The 19482-nt window shown below is 45.6% G+C and carries 17 protein-coding genes and 3 pseudogenes; 17 read left to right on the top strand and 3 right to left on the bottom strand.

The window, feature by feature from the left end; translation table 11 throughout:
- Positions 1-51: 51 nt before the first annotated feature.
- The 10 genes and pseudogenes from U5R06_01165 to U5R06_01210 all read left to right on the top strand — a co-directional run bounded on the left by U5R06_01165 (position 52) and on the right by U5R06_01210 (position 7514).
- Positions 52-633, top strand: coding sequence for an indolepyruvate oxidoreductase subunit beta (locus U5R06_01165; protein ID MDZ7721451.1), 582 nt, complete (start codon positions 52-54; stop codon positions 631-633).
- Positions 634-1176: 543 nt separating this feature from the next.
- Complete coding sequence (locus tag U5R06_01170) at positions 1177-1260, top strand: hypothetical protein (GenBank protein ID MDZ7721452.1); 84 nt, start codon at positions 1177-1179, stop codon at positions 1258-1260.
- Complete coding sequence (locus U5R06_01175; protein MDZ7721453.1) at positions 1244-1705, top strand: ACT domain-containing protein; 462 nt, start codon at positions 1244-1246, stop codon at positions 1703-1705. The genes U5R06_01170 and U5R06_01175 overlap by 17 nt, the downstream gene beginning before the upstream one ends.
- A gap of 28 nt (positions 1706-1733) precedes the next feature.
- Positions 1734-3039 (top strand): annotated as a pseudogene (locus U5R06_01180) (phenylacetate--CoA ligase).
- Positions 3040-3251: 212 nt separating this feature from the next.
- Positions 3252-3659 (top strand): PaaI family thioesterase, encoded by a 408-nt coding sequence (locus U5R06_01185; protein ID MDZ7721454.1) that lies wholly within the window; start codon positions 3252-3254, stop codon positions 3657-3659.
- 179 nt (positions 3660-3838) lie between these two features.
- Positions 3839-4075, top strand: coding sequence for a hypothetical protein (locus tag U5R06_01190; protein ID MDZ7721455.1), 237 nt, complete (start codon positions 3839-3841; stop codon positions 4073-4075).
- The gene (locus U5R06_01195; protein ID MDZ7721456.1) at positions 4056-4313 is read left to right on the top strand and encodes a FlgD immunoglobulin-like domain containing protein; all 258 of its coding nucleotides are present in this window, start codon (positions 4056-4058) and stop codon (positions 4311-4313) included. Before U5R06_01190 ends, U5R06_01195 begins: the two co-directional genes overlap by 20 nt.
- Positions 4314-4526: 213 nt before the next feature.
- The gene (locus U5R06_01200) at positions 4527-5129 is read left to right on the top strand and encodes a hypothetical protein (GenBank protein MDZ7721457.1); all 603 of its coding nucleotides are present in this window, start codon (positions 4527-4529) and stop codon (positions 5127-5129) included.
- A gap of 152 nt (positions 5130-5281) precedes the next feature.
- Positions 5282-5809: an insulinase family protein gene (locus tag U5R06_01205; GenBank protein ID MDZ7721458.1), complete on the top strand. Its 528-nt coding sequence runs from the start codon at positions 5282-5284 to the stop codon at positions 5807-5809.
- A gap of 119 nt (positions 5810-5928) precedes the next feature.
- Positions 5929-7514: pseudogene (locus U5R06_01210) on the top strand (hypothetical protein).
- A gap of 148 nt (positions 7515-7662) precedes the next feature.
- Here U5R06_01210 and trxA read toward each other — a convergent pair.
- The gene (trxA, locus tag U5R06_01215; GenBank protein ID MDZ7721459.1) at positions 7663-8043 is read right to left on the bottom strand and encodes a thioredoxin; all 381 of its coding nucleotides are present in this window, start codon (positions 8041-8043) and stop codon (positions 7663-7665) included.
- Positions 8044-8318: 275 nt separating this feature from the next.
- Between trxA and U5R06_01220 the strand changes: the two genes are divergently transcribed.
- From U5R06_01220 to U5R06_01235, 4 genes are all read left to right on the top strand, one after another.
- Positions 8319-8729, top strand: a complete 411-nt coding sequence (locus U5R06_01220; protein ID MDZ7721460.1) for a hypothetical protein — start codon at positions 8319-8321, stop codon at positions 8727-8729.
- Between the two features lie 259 nt (positions 8730-8988).
- On the top strand, positions 8989-10995 hold the full coding sequence (locus tag U5R06_01225) for a glycoside hydrolase family 97 protein (protein ID MDZ7721461.1): 2007 nt from the start codon (positions 8989-8991) through the stop codon (positions 10993-10995).
- 39 nt (positions 10996-11034) lie between these two features.
- A complete protein-coding gene (locus U5R06_01230) occupies positions 11035-12819 on the top strand; it encodes a glycoside hydrolase family 2 TIM barrel-domain containing protein (GenBank protein ID MDZ7721462.1) in 1785 nt (594 codons plus the stop codon).
- A gap of 308 nt (positions 12820-13127) precedes the next feature.
- A complete protein-coding gene (locus tag U5R06_01235) occupies positions 13128-14630 on the top strand; it encodes a sulfatase (protein MDZ7721463.1) in 1503 nt (500 codons plus the stop codon).
- Positions 14631-14709: 79 nt separating this feature from the next.
- On the opposite strand, the gene U5R06_01240 is transcribed toward U5R06_01235, so the two are convergent.
- Complete coding sequence (locus U5R06_01240) at positions 14710-15096, bottom strand: YbaN family protein (protein ID MDZ7721464.1); 387 nt, start codon at positions 15094-15096, stop codon at positions 14710-14712.
- An 86-nt stretch (positions 15097-15182) separates the two neighbouring features.
- Positions 15183-15628, bottom strand: a pseudogene (locus U5R06_01245) (efflux RND transporter permease subunit).
- Positions 15629-16561: 933 nt separating this feature from the next.
- Here U5R06_01245 and U5R06_01250 point away from each other — a divergent pair.
- The 3 genes from U5R06_01250 (at position 16562) to U5R06_01260 (ending at position 19463) form a co-directional block, all read left to right on the top strand.
- Positions 16562-17398 (top strand): maleylpyruvate isomerase N-terminal domain-containing protein, encoded by an 837-nt coding sequence (locus U5R06_01250; protein ID MDZ7721465.1) that lies wholly within the window; start codon positions 16562-16564, stop codon positions 17396-17398.
- A gap of 180 nt (positions 17399-17578) precedes the next feature.
- A complete protein-coding gene (locus U5R06_01255; GenBank protein ID MDZ7721466.1) occupies positions 17579-19084 on the top strand; it encodes a hypothetical protein in 1506 nt (501 codons plus the stop codon).
- On the top strand, positions 19059-19463 hold the full coding sequence (locus U5R06_01260; protein ID MDZ7721467.1) for an ASCH domain-containing protein: 405 nt from the start codon (positions 19059-19061) through the stop codon (positions 19461-19463). The genes U5R06_01255 and U5R06_01260 overlap by 26 nt, the downstream gene beginning before the upstream one ends.
- Positions 19464-19482 lie beyond the last annotated feature (19 nt).

The raw sequence follows: 19482 nt of genomic DNA on the forward strand, positions 1-19482 counted from the left end.
AGCCGCTGTAAAAACATGAGAACGTAAAATATCACATAAACCGGAGATCATATGAGCGAGACAATCAATATATTAATTGTGGGTGTGGGCGGTCAGGGAATTATTCTGGCCAGTAAAGTGCTGGCCAACACGGCATTGGCGGCGGGACTGGATGTCAAACAGAGCGAAGTGCACGGCATGGCACAGCGCGGCGGTTCGGTGTCCAGTCACGTGCGTTTTGGTGAAAAAGTGGATTCGCCGACCATTGAACGCGGCAGGGCGGATGTGCTTTTGTCATTCGAATTGATGGAATCGCTGCGCTGGGTTGATGCACTGAAACCTGACGGTGTCGTGATCGTCAATACGCAGCAGATCGATCCCATGCCTGTGGCCAGCGGCAAAGCCGAGTATCCGGATGATGTGCTGACAAAACTGGAATCGCACTGTGCGGCGCTGTACCCGGTGGACGGACGCGACCTGGCCGGAACCGCCGGACATATCAAGAGTGTGAATGTCGTGCTGCTGGGCGTGCTGTCGACATTGCTGCAATTTAATGAATCCGCATGGATCAGCGCCATTCAGAATCAGGTGCCGAAGAAAACAATCGAAATCAATAATAAAGCGTTTCAACTGGGACGCGAACAGCGCAAGTGAGCGCCTGTTCACGTTTCGAATTTCAGCAAAGGAGTCCTGAATAAAGCATATTGTAGAGTATATCGACCCTGAATTGCTGCGGGAATTGCAGCTGGAGCGGCTGCGCGAGGTGTCCCGGCGGGTCTATGATCATGTGCCTTGTTATCAAAACGCGTTCAAGGAGAGCGGCGGCACGCCGGATGATATTCAGTCTCTAAATGATCTGCAGAACCTGCCGCTTACAGACAAGGAAACCCTGCGTGTCAATTATCCGTTCGACATGTTTGTGCTGCCGATGAAAGAGGTCAAGGAGATTCACGCCTCCAGCGGCATGCGCAAAGAGATCAAAGACCTCTGGAATATCAAAGCCTATGATATTTACGGATTGTCCGAGATTATCGGACCGGGTGTGGCCAATGAATGTGTGGGACAGGACGGGCTGCATATCTGGGCGGATCATTTTTTACCCGAGATTCTGGATCCGAAAACCGGCAAGCCGGTACCCGAGGGTGAAGACGGCATGCTGGTGATCACCACCCTGACCAAAGAAGCCACGCCGTTTCTGTGCGTGTCAAGCTGGTCGAGCCCAAAACCATTGCCCGCAGTGAAGGCAAGGCGAAACGTGTGATTGATGAACGGGCATTATAAAGGAGACAGGACCTATGCAAGTACGTCAAATTTCTATTTTTATGGAAAACCGCGCCGGACGGCTGCGGAAATTACCGGTATCCTGGGCAAGGAAAAAGTAAATATCCGCGCCCTGGCTCTGGCGGATACTTCGGATTTCGGTATTTTGCGTCTCATCGTCGATAAACCGGATTATACCCTGGAGATTCTGCGCAAGGAAGGATTTACCCTTCGGGAAAATACCGTGATTGCCTGTGCGGTGGAGGACAAACCTGGCGGTCTGAACAAAATTCTGAGCGTGCTGGCCGATGTCAATATTAGTGTCGAGTACATGTACGGTTTTGTTGAAGAAAATTCCAAAGAAGCTGTGATGGTCATCCGGGTGGAATACACGGAAAAAGCCATCGAGACGCTCATGGAAAACAATGTCACGCTTTTGAAAGGCGAACAGATTTATTCAATGTAATCTCCCGGAAACAAGGAAAGGATTGAGCATGATTTGGAATGAAAAGGCAGAGAACATGGCACGGCCGGAGTTGCTGTCTCTGCAAGAATCACGTCTTTGCAAAACCGTCCGCTATGTTTATGACAAAGTGCCGTTTTATAAGCAAAAACTGGATCAGGCGGGTGTAAAGCCGGAGGATATTGGTTCCCTGGCCGATTATACGCGTTTGCCGTTCACGACCAAAGACGAGATGCAGAACAATTATCCATATGACATGTTTGCGGTGCCCCTGAAAGACGTGATTCGGCTGCATGCCTCGTCCGGCACCACCGGTCGGCCGACGGTTGTCGGTTATACGCGCCAGGATCTGGATAACTGGTCGGAATGTATTGCCCGCTTGCTGGCCGCCGGCGGTGTAAGTAAAATGGATATCATCCAGATTTCTTTCGGATATGGGCTGTTCACCGGCGGATTCGGGCTGCATTACGGCGCTGAAAAACTCGGCGCCACGGTGATCCCGGTGTCTTCCGGTAATACGGCGCGTCAAATTATGATTATGCGTGAGTTTAAAAGCACGGCGCTGATCTGTACACCCAGCTATGCGATCTATCTGGGGGAAGCGCTGGCGGAAAAAGGCATTGATCCTGAACGGGACTTGTCACTGCGTGTGGGATGTTTCGGCGGCGAACCGTGGACCGACAGTATGCGCGATGAAATCGAATCACGGCTGGCGATCAGCGCCACGGATAATTACGGACTTTCCGAGGTTATGGGACCGGGCGTGTCTATGGAATGCGGGCAGAAAAACGGCATGCACATTAATGAAGATCATTTTCTCTGCGAAGTCATTGATCTCAAAACCGGTAAGACGCTGCCGTACGGTGAAACCGGAGAACTGGTGATCACCACATTGACCAAAGAGGCCATACCGGTTTTGCGTTACCGTACACGTGATATCACCACGCTGTTCGATGAACCCTGTGAATGCGGCCGCTGTTTGCTGCGCATGACCAAACCGCACGGACGCACGGATGATATGCTGATTATTCGCGGTGTGAATATCTTTCCGTCTCAGGTTGAAACCGTATTGGTCGATATGGAAGAAACCGAGCCGCATTATCAGGCTGGTGGTCACCCGGGAAGGCGCTCTGGATGCTCTGGAAATCAAGGTTGAGCTGAATGAAAAATGGTTTTCCGATGAAATGCGTGTGATGCGGGTTATGGAGGAAAAGATAAAGTCACGCGTGCGACAGGCGCTGGGCATATCCGCAAAAATCACCCTGGTCGAACCCAAAACCCTGGAACGCACGGCCGGGAAATCCAACCGGGTGATGGATCTACGGGATTATCTGTAACACGATACCACAGCTTTAACGGAGTGACGCCGAGGCTCCGGCTGTTTGCTTTTGGGACAGGATAACAGGATTGCACCGATCAACAGGATTAAATCAAGAACTGTGAATTGTTTGAACCCCGGTTGGCTTGTTTTTACACCAATCATCCGCACTATTCTGTGATCCTGTCATAAACAGGCGAAGAAAAAGCCGTAATACATTAGGGCATCATCATGAGTTTGAAAAAGATCAAAGAATTTTTCGAAAAACGCGACCGCTTTGCCGCACATAATGATATTGAACTTGTTTCTGTAGAAACGGGCAAGGCGGTTGCGAGCATGCGCATTCAAGACAAGCATCTGAACGGCGCTGAGGTGGTGCATGGCGGCGCGTTGTTTACGCTGGCCGATTATGCGTTTGCAGCCGCAACCAATTCACACGGAACGTTTTCACTGGCGATTAATGTGAACATTCAGTTCATCAAGGGAGTTAGCAGCGGTGTGGTGACCGCGTATGCGCAAGAGATTGCGGTGAATTCCAAGCTGTCGTCCTGCCGGGTGACGATTTATGACGAGTCCAATGAGATAATCGCGACATTTCAGGGGCTGGCTTATCGTAAAAACAAACCATTACCCGTCTAAAATACATTTTTTTGATTGGTTGATTTTCTAAACGCGGAACCTGTTTTCGGACGTACTTTTCCTGTGACCCCCGTTAAAACCGTAAAAAGTTTTATCTGTAAAACATTTAGGTGGATTAATTCACAGGATGCAGGTGTTAAATAAAACCTGGTTAATCGAACAGTTTGAAGAATAAAACGATGAAAATGTTAACACTGTTATTATTGAGTATCTCCGTCGGGTTTGGTCTTGAGGTCAGCGACGATGCGCCGGATTTTACTCTTGAAAGTATAGAGAATGAAACCTATACCCTGAGCAGTTACCAGTGTAAAGTTGTTTACCTGTACTGGTTCGGTTATGCCTGTCCCACATGTCTGACCGTCGCTCCCATTGCTCAGAGTATTGCGGATCAGTCGCGTGTATCCGAATCCGTTTAATCCAAATACGACAATTGATATCAAGCTTGAAAAAAACAGCGCGATCAAGCTTTGCATCTATAACACAAGCGGACGGCTTGTCCGGGTCATCACTGACCGGTTTTTACGCGCCGGTTTGCATTCGTTTGCCTGGAATGGTGTTGACCGCAACGGGATTCCGGCTGCGTCCGGCGTTTATCTGATCAGACTGCAAACCGCGGCTCATCAGGTAATCCGGCAGGCGACGCTGCTTAAATAATCTGTTTTGGATTTCAATTCACAGGGGTACAAGCCGACAGGGAAATCTATGCATGTCCACTTTTTATCTTGCATATCAGATACAAAGACTTTATTTTAACCGGATTATTTGTGATGTAAAGTCAAGAGTACAAACCGGATTATGATGCAACTTTTGGCTCTGTTTACCGTAAGTGATGTGTAAACAAATAATCAAACAGATAAAGGTGATGATATGCATGAATTCAAGACGTATGTGATGTTGGTGTTTTCAATCCTATTAATTGTCGGGGTGACCATGTGTTTAGCTTTTGAGACCGGTAAAACCTACCATGGATTTAAGCTGAAGGAAAAACGATTTGTCAAAGAAGTAAATTCAGAGTGTCTGCTGTTCGAACACGAACAGACCGGGGCGCGACTGTTGAAAATTGACGCTGATGATCCCAATAAGACATTCAGTGTTGCCTTTAAAACCATTCCCGAATCCGATGCCGGTACTCCGCACATTATGGAACACAGTGTGCTGAATGGTTCTGAAAATTTTCCGGTGAAAAGTCCGTTTGATGTGCTGGCCAAAGGTTCGCTGAATACGTTTCTGAATGCCATGACCGGCAGTGATATTACGATTTATCCGGTTGCCAGCATGAATGATAAAGATTATTTTAATTTGATGCATGTATACCTGGACGCGGTGTTTAATCCCCTCATTTACAAAGATCCGCGTATTCTAAAACAGGAGGGATGGCATTATGAGCTCACGGATGAAAAGAGTCCGGTGATCTACAAAGGGGTGGTTTATAATGAAATGAAAGGCGCCTTTTCCAGGTCCAACCCGTGAACTCGGATATCAAATTGATAAACATTTGTTCCCGGACAACGGTTACGGATATTCTTCCGGCGGATATCCGTCTGCCATTCCATCCCTGACGCAGGAAGCGTTTTTGAATTTTCATCGCAAATATTACCATCCTTCCGAACAGTTATATCTTTTTGTATGGAAACGCGGATCTGGATAAAGAACTAGCGTTTATCAATGAGCAATATCTCGCTGCCTATGAAAAATCCGATGCAGAGGTTTCCTTTGCCCTGCAGGAACCTTTTGATCAAATGAAAAAGGTGACGGAATATTATCCGATTTCAGAGGGCACGGACACAACCGGTCAATCCTACCTTTCGTTGAGCCTGGTGTGCGGAAAGAATACGGATCAAAAATTGCGCTATGCGCTTGATATACTCAGTGATGTGTTGATTAATCAGGAATCCGCGCCGGTCCGTTTAGCGCTGCAAAAGGCCGAAATTGGCCGCGATGTCAGCGCCTTTATCGATCCCATGAAGCAAATGGTGTTTCAGATTCGGGTGCAGAATGCTGATCCGGCGCAGGACGAACAGTTTAAATCCATTGTAAGGAACACGCTGCAGCAGGTTGTAGAAGAAGGTGTGGATTCAACGGCTGTGCGCGGCACTTTGAACCGTCTTGAATTCCGCAAACGGGAGGGGATGACGCGCAAAAAGGTCTGACCTACAATTTCAATGTCTTGAACGGCTGGTTTTTCGCAGACGATCCGTTTCTGAGTCTGGAATGGGAACAGCATTTATCCGCGCTGAAAGCGGATATCAAAGCCGGATATCTCGAGCAGGTGATCCGCGAACAGCTGCTGGATAATCCGCATGCGCTGCTGTTAACTCTAAAACCCAAACCCGGACTGCAGCAGCAGATTAATGCCGAAACGCAGCAAGAGCTGCAGCAATACAAACAGGAGCTTTCTGAAGAAGAAAAAGCCGCATTGATTCAGGAAACACAGGAATTGATTGAATATCAGCAGCGCGAGGATTCACCCGAGGCTTTGGCGACTATACCGATGTTGAAGCTGAGCGATATTGATGCCGAGACTGAATGGTACGAGGTGGAAGAAAGACTGCCGTCAATGCGCCGCTGCTGTATCATAAAGAATTTACCAATGATGTGGTTTATACGCGGCTTTATTTCGATGCGCGGGTTCTGAACGATGAAATGATCCCCTGGGTGGCGTTATTATCAAAAGTGCTGTCCGGTTTGAATACAGACACCTATACCTATGGTGAGCTGGATAATCAGTTGAATCTGCATACCGGAGATTTCCGGGTGACTGTGAACGGTTATGCCCGGGACAGCCGGAATGATAACCTTTTACCCAAGTTGGTGGTCCGCACCAAATGTATGAGCTCCAAGCTGGACAAGACTGCGGAACTGGTGGCTGAAATATTGAATCACTCGATTTATAATGATAAAGAACGTCTGAAAACCCTGCTGACCCGTCATCAGTCCAGACTCGAGGCGTATGTGGAGCGCAATGGTTATCAAATCGCCAGAACCCGTCTTCAGTCGTATTACAGCCATGCCGGACTGTTTGATGAACTCAGCGGCGGTCTGGACTATTATGAGTTTGTCACCCGGCTGGTCAAATCATACGATGACCAGTTTGAAACGATTGTGCAAAATCTGGAATCCACAGCAGAGATGCTGTTCAATCAGAACAATGTGGTTGTGACGCTTACCTGTGGACAGGATGATTTTGAGAAAGGCAGCCAGGCGGCCGAGAATGTAGTGCAGTCCTTTAACAATCTGCCTGTGCAGCTGCACAAATGGGCGCTTGAACCCAAGCCTGTCAATGAAGGGCTGCTGGCGGCCTCCAAAGTGCAGTATGTGCTGCAGGGTTATGATTACAAAAAGCTCGGCTATGACTGGGACGGCAAGATGCTGGTTCTTGGTCAAATTCTGTCGAGGGACTGGCTGACCAATCAGCTGCGGGTGATCGGCGGAGCCTATGGCGGGTTTGGCGTCATTCAGCGCGACGGAAGTATTTATTTTGCCTCTTATCGGGATCCCAATCTTGAAAAGACGCTGGATAATTATCAAGGGATGGTGAATTATCTCGAGTCATTTAAAGCGGATGAGGAAGCCATGACGCGGTATATTATCGGTACGATTGCGCGTATGGATCGTCCCCTGACGCCGTCTCAGAAAGGCGATGTGGCGGTGCGTTGGTACTTTGAAAACCTCACACCGGAAGACAAACAACAGGAACGCAATGCTGTGTTATCAACCACAGCCCAGGACATCCGGGACATGAGTGCTTTTATCAAGGATGTCCTGTCGCAAAGCCCTTATTGTGTCTATGGCAATGAGGACAAGCTCAAGGCAAGTGAGCAGTTGTTTGATGAATTGAAAACAACCACCCAATAGTATGTTATTGATTACAAAGAGCGTCGGTGTTTTGAATATCGGCGCTTTTTTTTGTTACCAATATCTGAATGACTTTTGAAATATGACCTGTTCCCCGGAATACAGCGAAAAAAAGCCCTGTCATAATTGACAGGGCTTTTTGAATGCGTTAATTGGCTTCTGCTTGCTCTGCTTTTTGCTTTTCAACCTCGGCCCGGACCTCATCCATATCGAGTTCGCGCACCTGTTTGATAACATCCTCCAGGGCTTGCTGCGGCAAAGCGCCCGGTTGCTTGAAAATGAGAATATTGTCGCGGAAAATTGCCAAGGTGGGAATCGATTGAATACCGAATGCGCCGGCCAGTTCCTGCTCTTTTTCGGTATCTACCTTGGTAAACGCAATATCAGGGTGTTTTTCCGATACGCTTTCATAAATCGGACCGAACATTTTGCAGGGTCCGCACCATTCCGCCCAAAAATCTATCAAAACAATATCATTATTTTTCAATGTATCTTCAAGTTTATCCATTGTAAGATTTACAGTTGCCATGAATGATCTCCTTTACAAAAAGTGTAACCTTTTACATATTTATTAATTAGATGTATGAATCTAAAAAAGATTCAGAAAGATTTGCTTTTTTCCGGCTTTTACAGTTAGAAGCGGATTGACAGGAGAAAGAGCACCGGGCAGATCTGCCCGGTGACAGAGGAAGGCTTGTTTGCGAACCGGAATAGTAACCTTGTTTTTCCCGACCATTCACCGTTTTCATCCTAAACAGGCTCGCTCAGGTCTGTGTTTCATAATGGATCAAAGGCTATACCTCCATGATGATGGTGATTGATCCGCCTGGCAATGAATCGCGCCGTATCATGACTGAACAGATGGAAAAGGGTTTTTACCGGTTCTGCGAACCATTTGATTTACAGGCTCGGGTGGTGCATCGTATATCTGAGGTGAATGTAGAATCCGGCATGTGCTTTGTAATCCATGAGGATGAAGAACGGGTCGCCCTGGTGGGGCGACTGGAATCAGAGAATTATCGTCCCGGTCGGGATGTCGGCATTATTTCTTTTAATGAAACGCCTTTGAAAGCAAAGGGTCAATTGACGCCCATTCAGGCTGATGTGTTTGTCACATCGCGGCCGGAAGAGGAATTGTACGATTACCGCACGGATTCGCTGCAGCTGTTCAATATCGCTTCCCTGCGCGCTATCAGGATACACTTGCGGAACTGAGAACGGTTTTACAGGAATGAATGCGTAAAATCGGTCCCGGCGGTACAATGATTAAAACCGATCGAACATTGATTCTGTTTAGGATAAACCGGGCGCTTTTAAATCATTCCGTTTTTTTTATCGACTATTCAAAATATGCCGGATATTTATTGCTTTATTCATCTTTTTTTAATAATGTTGTTATCTACCTATTTGCTCAAAAAAAAGTTGTTACTTTGCGTTTCGAATGGAACAGAAATAGATTTTCCCGGGAGTCATCATGAAAACCTCACGCTGTTTGCTTTTTGTACTGTTTATTTCGTCAATTTTATCTGCTGCCAGCTCCTATAAATGTGTTTCACCGGACGGTCGTGTAGAGGTTACAGCCGCATTGACGCAGAACAAACGATTGGTATTCTGGGTTGATTTCAAAGATCGACCGCTCATCCAACAGTCGAATACCGGTTTGGTTTTCAAAGATATGCCTGAGATGATTTCTAACTGGCAGGTCCTTGATGCCCGGAAAACGGAATATACTCATACCTGGCAGCGTCTTTGGGGCAAACGAAAAAATGTCATGAATCACTATCGTGAGCTCATTCTTGAACTGCAGGAATCAGAAAAGCCGAACCGACATTTAAACATGCATTTCCGGGTTTATAATGACGGTGTTGCCTTGCGTTACCATATCCCCAAACAGTCTGCAATTGATTCATTTTCGTTGACGGGGGATTTGACGGAATTTGATTTGGGATTTGATTGCGATGTCTGGGCGGTCAGCTACGGCGGCTATGCCTCGCATCAGGAGTCTGAATTTTATAAACAGCGAATTGCCGACCTTGATTCTGAAACCGTGTACGGCCTGCCGATGCTCATTCAACATTCTGATTCCGTGTGGCTGTCGATTGCGGAAGCGGATTTAACGGACTGGGCCGGGATGTATCTCGGGCGCGCCGGAAATGACTATTCATTGCGGACTTTGATGGCTCCGCTGCCCGGACATGACCCGGTGTGTGTGCGCTCTGCTGCGCCGCGCGTTTCACCGTGGCGTGTGATCATGATCGGTGAATCTGCCGGCGATTTTATCGAATCGGATTTAATCGCCAATCTGAATGACCCGTGCGCCATAGAACATACGGACTGGATCAAACCGGGAAAATGCGCCTGGGACTGGTGGTGGTGCAACCGCTACGCCCCGGATGCGGAGTTTGAGCTGGGTTCAAATACCCGAACCATGCAGTATTTTATCGACTTTAGTTCAGAAATGAGCTGGCCGTATCAATTGGTGGACTGGCAGTGGTACGGCGAGCCGTTTCAGCCCACAGAGGATCATCCGAATGCACCGAATCCGGATGTGAATATTACCCGGTCTACAGATCAAATTGACATCCCCGGCCTGGTCGAGTATGCGCGTGAAAAGAATGTGCGCCTGTGGCTGTGGCTGGAATGGAATCATGCCGACCGGCAGATGCAGGAAGCGTTTCCGCTGTATGAAAAATGGGGCATTGCCGGCGTCAAAGTGGATTTCATGGCGCGGGATGATCAGGAGATGGTGAATTTTTATCACCGGTTGGTGAAAAAAGCGGCGGAACATCATTTGTTGGTAAATTTTCACGGCGCTTATAAACCCACCGGATTCAGTCGCACCTACCCGAATCTGTTGACCCGCGAAGGCGTTCTGGGCAATGAATATAACAAATGGAGTGACCGCATCACCCCGGAACATACTTTGACTCTGGCCTATACACGCGCTATGCTGGGCGAAATGGATTTTACGCCTGGCGGATTTGTCAATGTGATGCCGGATTCTTTTGTCACAGAAAATAAAGCACCGTCACCGATGGTCATGGGAACCCGCTGCCGCCAGCTGGCCATGATGATCGTTTATGAGAGCGCGCTGCAGGTGCTGTGCGATTCGCCCTATAACTATCGCAACAGTCCGGCCGGTCTGGATGTGCTGCGCAATGTGCCCACCACCTGGGATGACACCAAAGTGCCGGTTTCCAATGTGGATGATTATATTGTGGTTGCCCGTAGAACCGGTAAAGACTGGTATATCGGCGCTCTGACCGACGGACAAGCCCGGACGGTGGATATTCCGTTGGGATTTCTTCAGGAGGATGTGTCTTATTCGGCTCAAATTTGGCGGGATGCACCGGACGCTGATCGGTTCCCGCAAAAACTGACAAAAAGAACAATAAATGTGATGAAAGAAACGGTGATTCAGGCTGAGATGGCGCCGGCAGGCGGATTTGTGATGCATATACAGCCTGAACAGGTGAAATAAATTCGTACTGTTTCTGAATATCTGTGAAATGAGGTTGAAATGAAGATTCATATTCTTTTTCTATTTTTACTGTTTGCTGTAAATTTAAGGGCTATGCCGCTCATCAATGTGGATCATCGCGAAACGGTGTCCCTGAACGGCAAGTGGTCCATTGTGATCGATCCCTATCAGATGGGTTATTACGATTATCGGTACCAACCCAGCGCCAACGGATTTTTTAAAAATGAAAAACCGCAAAAGCGCTGGGAGCGCGTAGAGTACAGCTTTGATACAGACCTGCAGCTGAATGTTCCGGGTGACTGGAATTCTCAGAAAGAATCGCTTTATCTGTACGAAGGCACTATCTGGTATCAGAACTATTTTCAGGTGCAGCCCAAACCTGATGAACGGCTGTTCCTGTATTTCGGGGCTGTTAATTATCACGCCCGGGTCTATTTGAACGGTGAAAAACTGGGTGAACATATCGGGGGATTCACGCCGTTCCATTTCGAGATTACCGATCAGGTCAAAGCGGGGAAAAATGACCTGATCCTCATGGTGGACAATACACGTCATATGCAAGCGGTGCCCACTGTAAATACGGACTGGTTCAATTACGGCGGTATCACCCGACGGGTCATGCTGGTGCGCACCCATGAAACATTTATCCGGGATTACAGGATACAACTGGATCCTGAAAACAGTGAGAAAATGACGGGATTTGTGCAGCTGGACGGTGTACAAAAGAAACAAAAAATAGAAATTCATATTCCGGAGGCAGGCATCCGGGAGGCAACCGAGACAGATGCGGATGGCCGGGCTGAAATACAATTCAATCATAATCTGAAACTTTGGTCTCCTGAAACACCAAAATTGTACGATGTGATCATCAAGACAGAAACGTATACGCTGTCCGACCGGATCGGATTCCGCTCTATCGGGACCGAGGGAACATCGATACTGCTCAACGGTGAACCCGTCTATTTGCGTGGAATCTGTATTCACGAAGAAGCCCCGTATGAAGACGGCTCGCGTGCTTTTTCCGAGGATCATGCGCGGATCTTGCTCGGATGGGCCAAAGATTTGGGCTGTAATTTTGTGCGACTGGCGCATTATCCGCACAACGAATGGATGACCCGGGTGGCGGATGAACTGGGTTTGATGCTGTGGTCCGAGATACCGGTGTACTGGACGATACAGTGGAAGAACCAGCACACCTATGAAAATGCGGAAAATCAATTGACGGAAATGATCAACCGCGACAAAAACCGCGCGTCCGTGATTCTCTGGTCTATGGCCAATGAAACGCCGCTGTCGGAAGCGCGGCTCGATTTTCTGACCTCACTGGCGCAACAGGCGCGCGCTCTGGACCCGACTCGGCTGCTCACGGCGGCCATGGAACGGCATTACACGGACGAGTATACCCTGTTGATTGATGATCCCTTTGGTGAGGTCGTGGATGTGCTGGGCTGCAACGAATATATCGGCTGGTACGACGGGCTGCCCGCCAAATGCGATAGTATCACCTGGACGAGCGCCTACAACAAGCCCGTGATCATCAGTGAATTTGGCGCTGGCGCGCTGTACAATATGCATGGAGACTCTCTGACGCGCTGGTCCGAGGAATTTCAGGCCTCTGTTTATCGACACAATATCGATATGCTGAACAAAGTGGATTTTATTCAGGGCATGACCCCCTGGATTCTCAAGGATTTTCGCTCCCCGCGCCGCCCCCTGCCACGTATTCAGGATTTCTGGAACCGCAAGGGATTGATTTCGGACCAGGGTCAGAGGAAACTGGCGTTTTATGAGCTGCAAAAATACTATAAATGTAAAGCCGAATAAATATCACGCAGAGAAGCAGAACTCGCAAAGAAAAACAAAAGTTAATATAAATTATGCTTTCAAATAGTTGGGAATCTTTAAGGGCCTGAATATTATTTTTGAATGGTTGTATTTCTATATGAATGTTTGGTTCTTGGTTTTCCCTCTGCGTCCAATGATTCCATAATTAAGTTACGCATAGAATCAGGCTTGCAAAGAAAATACTGTCTATTAGCCGGTCTTTTCAATTGCTGCTGATTTGAATTTGAAAAAATATTTGTTTTACAATGAAAAGAGTTTTCGAACTTTGACCTTAAGAAAGGACACCTATGTCAACCCGACGTCAATTTTTAAAATCCGGTGCCGCGGCAGCACTGTTGGCAACTGGATGGCAGACCAAAACTGTTCATGCTGATCCGGAAAAACCGAATTTTGTGCTGTTTATTGGTGATGATATATCTGTATCGGATTTCGGCTGTTACGGCCATCCGACCATACGGACCCCGAATGTGGATCAATTGGCTGCCGGGGGCATTCGCTTTACCAATATGTGTCTGACCACCAGTTCCTGCAGTCCCACCCGCACCAGTCTGATTACCGGCCGCTATCCGCATAACACCGGCGCGCCGGAACTGCACATGACCGATGCCCCGTATTTGAAAGACCTGCCGCAGTTTCCGCATGAACTGCGCAAGGCCGGTTACTTTACCGCTCAGGCCGGCAAGTGGCATTTCAATGGTGACGTCACTCATTCTTTTGATCAAAAATATGAGGGGGGTGTCAGTGGAGCGGTAAACTGGGTGAAAAGTTTACAGGAACGTCCCAAAGACAAACCGTTTTTCATGTGGTTTGCAGCGATTGATGCGCATCGGGACTGGGATTTGGCTATGACCGAAGGCCCGCATCTCCCGGAGGACGCGGTAGTGCCGCCGTATCAGGTGGACGGTGTGGGGACGCGCACGGATCTGGCGCATTATTATGATGAAGTGCACCGTTATGATACCAATATCGGCAAGGTGGTCGATGAACTTGAAAAGCAGGGCGTCTATGAAAACACGGTGATCATTGTCATGACGGACAACGGTCGGCCGTTTCCGCGTGACAAAACCTGGCTCTATGACAGCGGTATCAAAACACCGTTTGTCGTGCATGCGCCGTGGAAATGGAAAGAGCCTTCTGTTGTTTCCGGACTGGCCAGTACGATTGATCTGGCGCCCACCCTTCTGGAACTTGCCGGGGTTCCGGTACCGGCATCCCTGCAGGGCGTGAGTCTGCTGCCCATGCTCGATAATCCGGATCGAACGCTACGTGATTTCGCCTTTGCCGAACGCAACTGGCACGGTCAGCGCTATCATGAGCGCATGCTGCGACATGGCGAATTCGTCTATATCCGCAATCAATTGCCGCAGTATACCGGATTCAACATTATCCATTACGGCAAACTGTTCCAGTCCGCTTATCTGGAACTGGTGGAACATCAGAAACGCGGACAATTGAACCTGGCCCAGTGTCGGGTTCTTGACAAGCCGAGGCATCCGGAGGAACTTTACAATGTAACAACCGATCCACATCAGCTGAACAATCTGGCTCTGGAACCGGACTATGCGGAGACCCTGCAGTTGATGCGACGTGTTCTGGATCAGTGGACCGAGGAAACCGGCGATACCGTGCCCCCGGTTGAAGACATGACCCCGGACCGCAATGACCGTGAAACCTGGGAACCCATCTGGAACAGTGGCAGACCGCAAGGCGGTGTGGTGCCGGGCCAAAGTACGCAGGCCTGGACGATAAATCGACGCGGTCCGGTGCGCGCTGATGATGTAGAAGGGTAGAGAGGGGGATGACCGATAAGGATGATCAGTCATGTGCCATCGGTAAGGACAGCGCGTAAGGACGATGCATGCATCGTCCTTACTGATCATCATCCTTCCAGGTATTCAAAGACAGGATATGCACCGTCACACCGGTCGCAATTACAAACAGCAGTCCGCGCAGCCACCAGCTTTGTACGGCCGTGAACGCGGATATGCTGATCACGATCCACAGCAGCGAGATGGATACAATTTTGTTCCTCCGGGTCACCGCACGGTGTTCCCGGTAACGGCGAATGTATTCACCGAAATACCGGTGCCCAATCAGCCATGAATACAGACGGTCCGAACTGCGGATAAAACAGGCGGCCGACAGCAGCAGAAACGGGGTCGTGGGCAGAAGAGGCAGAACCACTCCGACCGCTCCCAGTACAAACGAGATCAATCCTGCCGAAACCAGCAGTATGTTGCGCAAAGAGTATTTCATTGTCCAGGGTGTTTCATTAAATGAATGACCATTAGCCTGTAACGGGCATTAATTTAAGAAATGAAACGCATAGTTGAAACAAGAGATTACGCCGGTTTTCCGAAACGGTTTGTCAGCGACACGATATCTTCCATGATCATGTAAAGACACGGGACAATGATCAGAATAATGGCCGTTGAAAAAATGATCCCGAATCCCAGAGAGATCGCCATGGGGATTAAATAATACGCCTGCCGGGAGGTTTCCAGTATGATCGGTGTGAGTCCGCCAAACGTGGTCAACGTCGTCAGAATGATCGGTCTGAAACGCCGCAGACCGGCCCGGTGAATGGCTTTAAATGCTGTTGTGTCTTTTCGCTGCCGGTTGGCATAATCGATCATAATCAGGGAATCATTGACTACTACGCCGGACAAGGCAATGACCCCCATCAGGCTGATCAGGGAGAGATCGTATCCGAGCAGAATATGTCCGATCACCGCGCCGACGATTCCGAACGGAATGCCCACCATCACGATCAAAGGCTTTTTACATAATCTTTAGCCGGTTCAAATCCGCCTGCCAGCGCCCGGTACAGATCAATCCGGTATTCGATTAGATCCATTTGCGCTGACAGCCGATCGCGGCGCAGTCGCTGTTCATCGGTCAATGCGGTCAACACATCAATGTAATTGCCGACCCCCTTAAAGTACTCGATGCGCAATTGTCTGTAGGTCTCAACCGTCAGGGCGATCTGTGTTTCGATGCTTTTTAGCCGCTCGCTTTGTTTACGCTCCCGGATCAGGGCGGTTTCCACCTCCTGAAACGCCCGCAGGTAACTCTAGAGTCTGGCCGGGCGGACGTCCGAGCAGCAGATTGAATCGATGCTTTAAAACACGCAAAAACACAGCGCCTTTGGCTTTAGGGTTATGAGGCACAATTGAACTCGCCGGCAATTCGTACGTATATCCGGATCGATTTTATATATAATGAATGAACGCTCCCGAAAATTCACACTGCCAAGGGGCTTTGAACTTTCTTTTCCCTTAAAACTTAATTGCTTGCATCTTTCGCAAAAAATCAATAAAATCGGTATATGATAAAACGCGGGGTAGCGTGTGGGGTTGTGCAGAGGCAGGAATCAACTATATCGGGTGCGGGATGTACGGCAACTTTTGCGGTGTATAATGGTGGAAATTTTTGGCCGCCTGATACCATTTCATCAATTTCCACACCTTTACCTGAACAAGGCACAGATTTGCGATATATCCGGTCATTCGGGTAAAATGGTTTAAAAATGATGGAGATTTTACCTTTTGTTTTTAAGCAGTTGACAACACTCGGTACCCAATAGATGAATTCTCTGAATAAATTTACTTTTGCTATATTTGAAATATAAACAATTGTCCTTATATTTCCAATACAGCGGTATAAAAACAATAGAATATATACAGACGTTATGCCCAATTTAACGAACTTATACGATAATATGAAACAGATTGAAACATTACATTTATTCCCAAAACTGACAGAAGAACTCTTGAAATTATTGCAAGGATTAGAGATTTCTGATTGGTTAAAGCCTTCTCCAATAAATGGAAGAACCGTTAAGGATTTGGTTTCACATATAATCGACGGTTCATTGAGAAATTTATCTATTCAACGAGACAATTTTGTGGATGATTCAAATGTTCCAAATATTAATTCGTATAAGGATTTAGTTGAGCACATTCAAAAATTAAATAAAGACTGGATGATTGTTTCGCGGAGATTAAGCCCTACAATACTTATTGATTTGTTGGAATATTCAGACAAACAATTTTATGACTTTTTGAAAAGTAAAAATCCAAATGACAAAGCAATATTTGCAGTCGCTTGGGCTGGAGAAACTGAATCGGAAAATTGGTTTGACATAGCAAGAGAATATACCGAAAAATGGCATCATCAAATGCAAATTCGATTGGCTCTAGATAAACCAATTCTATTAGATACTGAATATTCTGAGCCATTATACGACACTTTTATGTTTGCCTTGCCTTATTTATATCGTGATTTTACCAATTATGACAATGGAACAAAAATTAAAACCAGTTTGACCGGTAAATTGAGAAAAGATTGGGTGATTGAAAGACAAACAGATAAATGGGATTTTATTGATTTGGGAAGTTCAGATATTCATACTTCAGTAGAAATACCCGATGATATTGCGTGGATTATATTCACAAATACGGATAGGGACAAAGAGAAATATAAAACTAAGATTAAGATAATTGGAGACAATTCAATAGGATTAAAACTATTAGATTTAGTAACAGTAATGAGTTGAAAATAAAAACTGGGCATAACATCGTATATAAAACATTTGGCAGTCAGTGGGTTATCGAGCGTTTCAGCTCGTATCAAAAGCACTTGTAACTTGACAGGAAAGTGCTTCGAATCGCCAAACGTTTCATATACGTAACCGTTAGTAGCCATTTTAAAGAAATACCCCACAAATGAATAAACTGTGAAAATACTGATTGATACAAATATTCTGATTCAATTAGAGGATAACAGAGTTATCGAAAGGGAATTCTCTAAATTTTATAATCTCGCAATCTCAAATGATTGTAAGATTTTATATCACCCCGACGCAATTCCTAAAGATATTGAGCGAGACAAAAACACAGAACGAAAAAATGTAATATTATCAAAGCTTGAAAAATATCAAAGACTTGAAAATTTTGCAAAACCAACAGAAGAGTTTCTTGAAAGCATCAAAGACGAAAAAATTAATGATAAAATTGATAATAGACAACTATTTCAATTATATAAAGGATATGTTGATTTTTTTGTAACTCAGGATAATGGTATTCACTCCAAATCAATGAAATTTGGATTTGAAGATAAGGTGCTGACAGTCAGAGATGCACTTGGGATATTAGAAAAACAATTTATAATTGAAATACCACAACACCCAATTTTACGGGAACATAGTATTCGATTCATTGAAAAGCATTTTGATAAAGAGTTTTTTGACAGCTTGCGTAATGATTATGAAGCTGATAAATTTCAAAACTGGTTAAATAAATGCGTAAAAGAAGATAGAAAATGTTATTCTCTGATAGTTGAAGATAAATTGCAAGCTCTTTTAATTTATAATTCTGAGAAAGTAGAAGACCATAAGATAGAGGGAATATTCAATAAAGTTCTCAAAATATGTACATTAAAAGTTTCTAATGATGCTTTCGGCATTAAGTTGGGAGAACTATTCTTAAATAAAATGTTTACATATTGCATCAATCATAAAATAGCGCATTTATACTTAACCGTTTATGAAAAACAAGAACAGTTAATATCGTTACTTGAAAAATTTGGGTTTCAAAAACAAGTTTTTACAAATTCACAAGGACTTGGTGAAATCAGAATGATAAAGAGTTTAGACAAAAACAAAATTGAAAGTAATGAGAATTTAATGGTAATTCATCCATTTTATCATGACGGAAAAACCATAAATAAATTCGTAATACCAATACGTCCAGAATATTACGGTAGTTTGTTTAAGGATGGGAAATTAAGACCTCCAACTTTATTTGATTCTGCACCTGATAGCGTAAATGAAATTCAAGGAAATACAATTGTAAAAGCTTATATTTCAAATACCCGAGTTAAGAATTTTAAACAAGGTGATTTACTTTTCTTTTATTCATCCAAGACTAATAAAGCAATAGAGCCAATTGGGATTTTGGAATCAGCGACAAAGGTGGATAACTTTGAAGATTTATGGAATATTGTCAAGAAAAAGACAGTATTTTCGCAACAGCAATTGAATGAAATGTTACAAGAAAAGGGATGGCTACATGTAATTATCTTTAGGCTAATTACATATATGGATAAGAAAATTCGATTGCAGAAAATTAATGAAATTGACAGCTTCAAAAATAAATTGCAGACTGTCACTAAAATAAATGAAGAAGATTATTTAAGTTTGAAAAATGAAGGATATTTTGACAAGCGTTATATTATCAATTAAACCGATTTATGCTAAAGCTATTATGTCAGGCATAAAAAAGGTAGAGTTTAGAAAGAAAATATTTAAAAAACCTGTAGACAAGGTGTTTGTATATTCTTCTTCTCCTGAAAAGAAGATTATTGGATATTTTAGAATAGGAGAAATTGTTGAAGATTCTCCAGAAAGACTTTGGGAAAAATTCAGTAAAGTTGGTGGAATTAGTAAAAAGGACTTTTTTGAATACTATAAAAATGTAGAAACAGGATTTTCGATAGGCATTGATACATATGAGGAATTTGAAGAAGGTGTTGACCCTGCAGATTTTTTTGAAAAATTCTGTGCTCCTCAATCATATATATACTTAGAAGAAAAAACGGCTACTAACATTTTGTATAAGTAATAGCAGGTGATGTAGTAAA

Source organism: candidate division KSB1 bacterium, from assembly GCA_034521575.1.
Taxonomy (GTDB): domain Bacteria; phylum Zhuqueibacterota; class Zhuqueibacteria; order Residuimicrobiales; family Krinioviventaceae; genus JAXHMJ01.

Bases quoted from the DNA above. Each gene is read 5' to 3' on its own strand.
- U5R06_01165 (MDZ7721451.1), top strand. From the start codon at position 52: ATGAGCGAGACAATCAATATATTAATTGTGGGTGTGGGCGGTCAGGGA.
- U5R06_01175 (MDZ7721453.1), top strand. From the start codon at position 1,244: ATGAACGGGCATTATAAAGGAGACAGGACCTATGCAAGTACGTCAAAT.
- U5R06_01185 (MDZ7721454.1), top strand. From the start codon at position 3,252: ATGAGTTTGAAAAAGATCAAAGAATTTTTCGAAAAACGCGACCGCTTT.
- U5R06_01190 (MDZ7721455.1), top strand. From the start codon at position 3,839: ATGAAAATGTTAACACTGTTATTATTGAGTATCTCCGTCGGGTTTGGT.
- U5R06_01200 (MDZ7721457.1), top strand. From the start codon at position 4,527: ATGCATGAATTCAAGACGTATGTGATGTTGGTGTTTTCAATCCTATTA.
- trxA (MDZ7721459.1), bottom strand. From the start codon at position 8,043: ATGGCAACTGTAAATCTTACAATGGATAAACTTGAAGATACATTGAAA.
- U5R06_01220 (MDZ7721460.1), top strand. From the start codon at position 8,319: ATGATGATGGTGATTGATCCGCCTGGCAATGAATCGCGCCGTATCATG.
- U5R06_01225 (MDZ7721461.1), top strand. From the start codon at position 8,989: ATGAAAACCTCACGCTGTTTGCTTTTTGTACTGTTTATTTCGTCAATT.
- U5R06_01230 (MDZ7721462.1), top strand. From the start codon at position 11,035: ATGAAGATTCATATTCTTTTTCTATTTTTACTGTTTGCTGTAAATTTA.
- U5R06_01235 (MDZ7721463.1), top strand. From the start codon at position 13,128: ATGTCAACCCGACGTCAATTTTTAAAATCCGGTGCCGCGGCAGCACTG.
- U5R06_01240 (MDZ7721464.1), bottom strand. From the start codon at position 15,096: ATGAAATACTCTTTGCGCAACATACTGCTGGTTTCGGCAGGATTGATC.
- U5R06_01250 (MDZ7721465.1), top strand. From the start codon at position 16,562: ATGAAACAGATTGAAACATTACATTTATTCCCAAAACTGACAGAAGAA.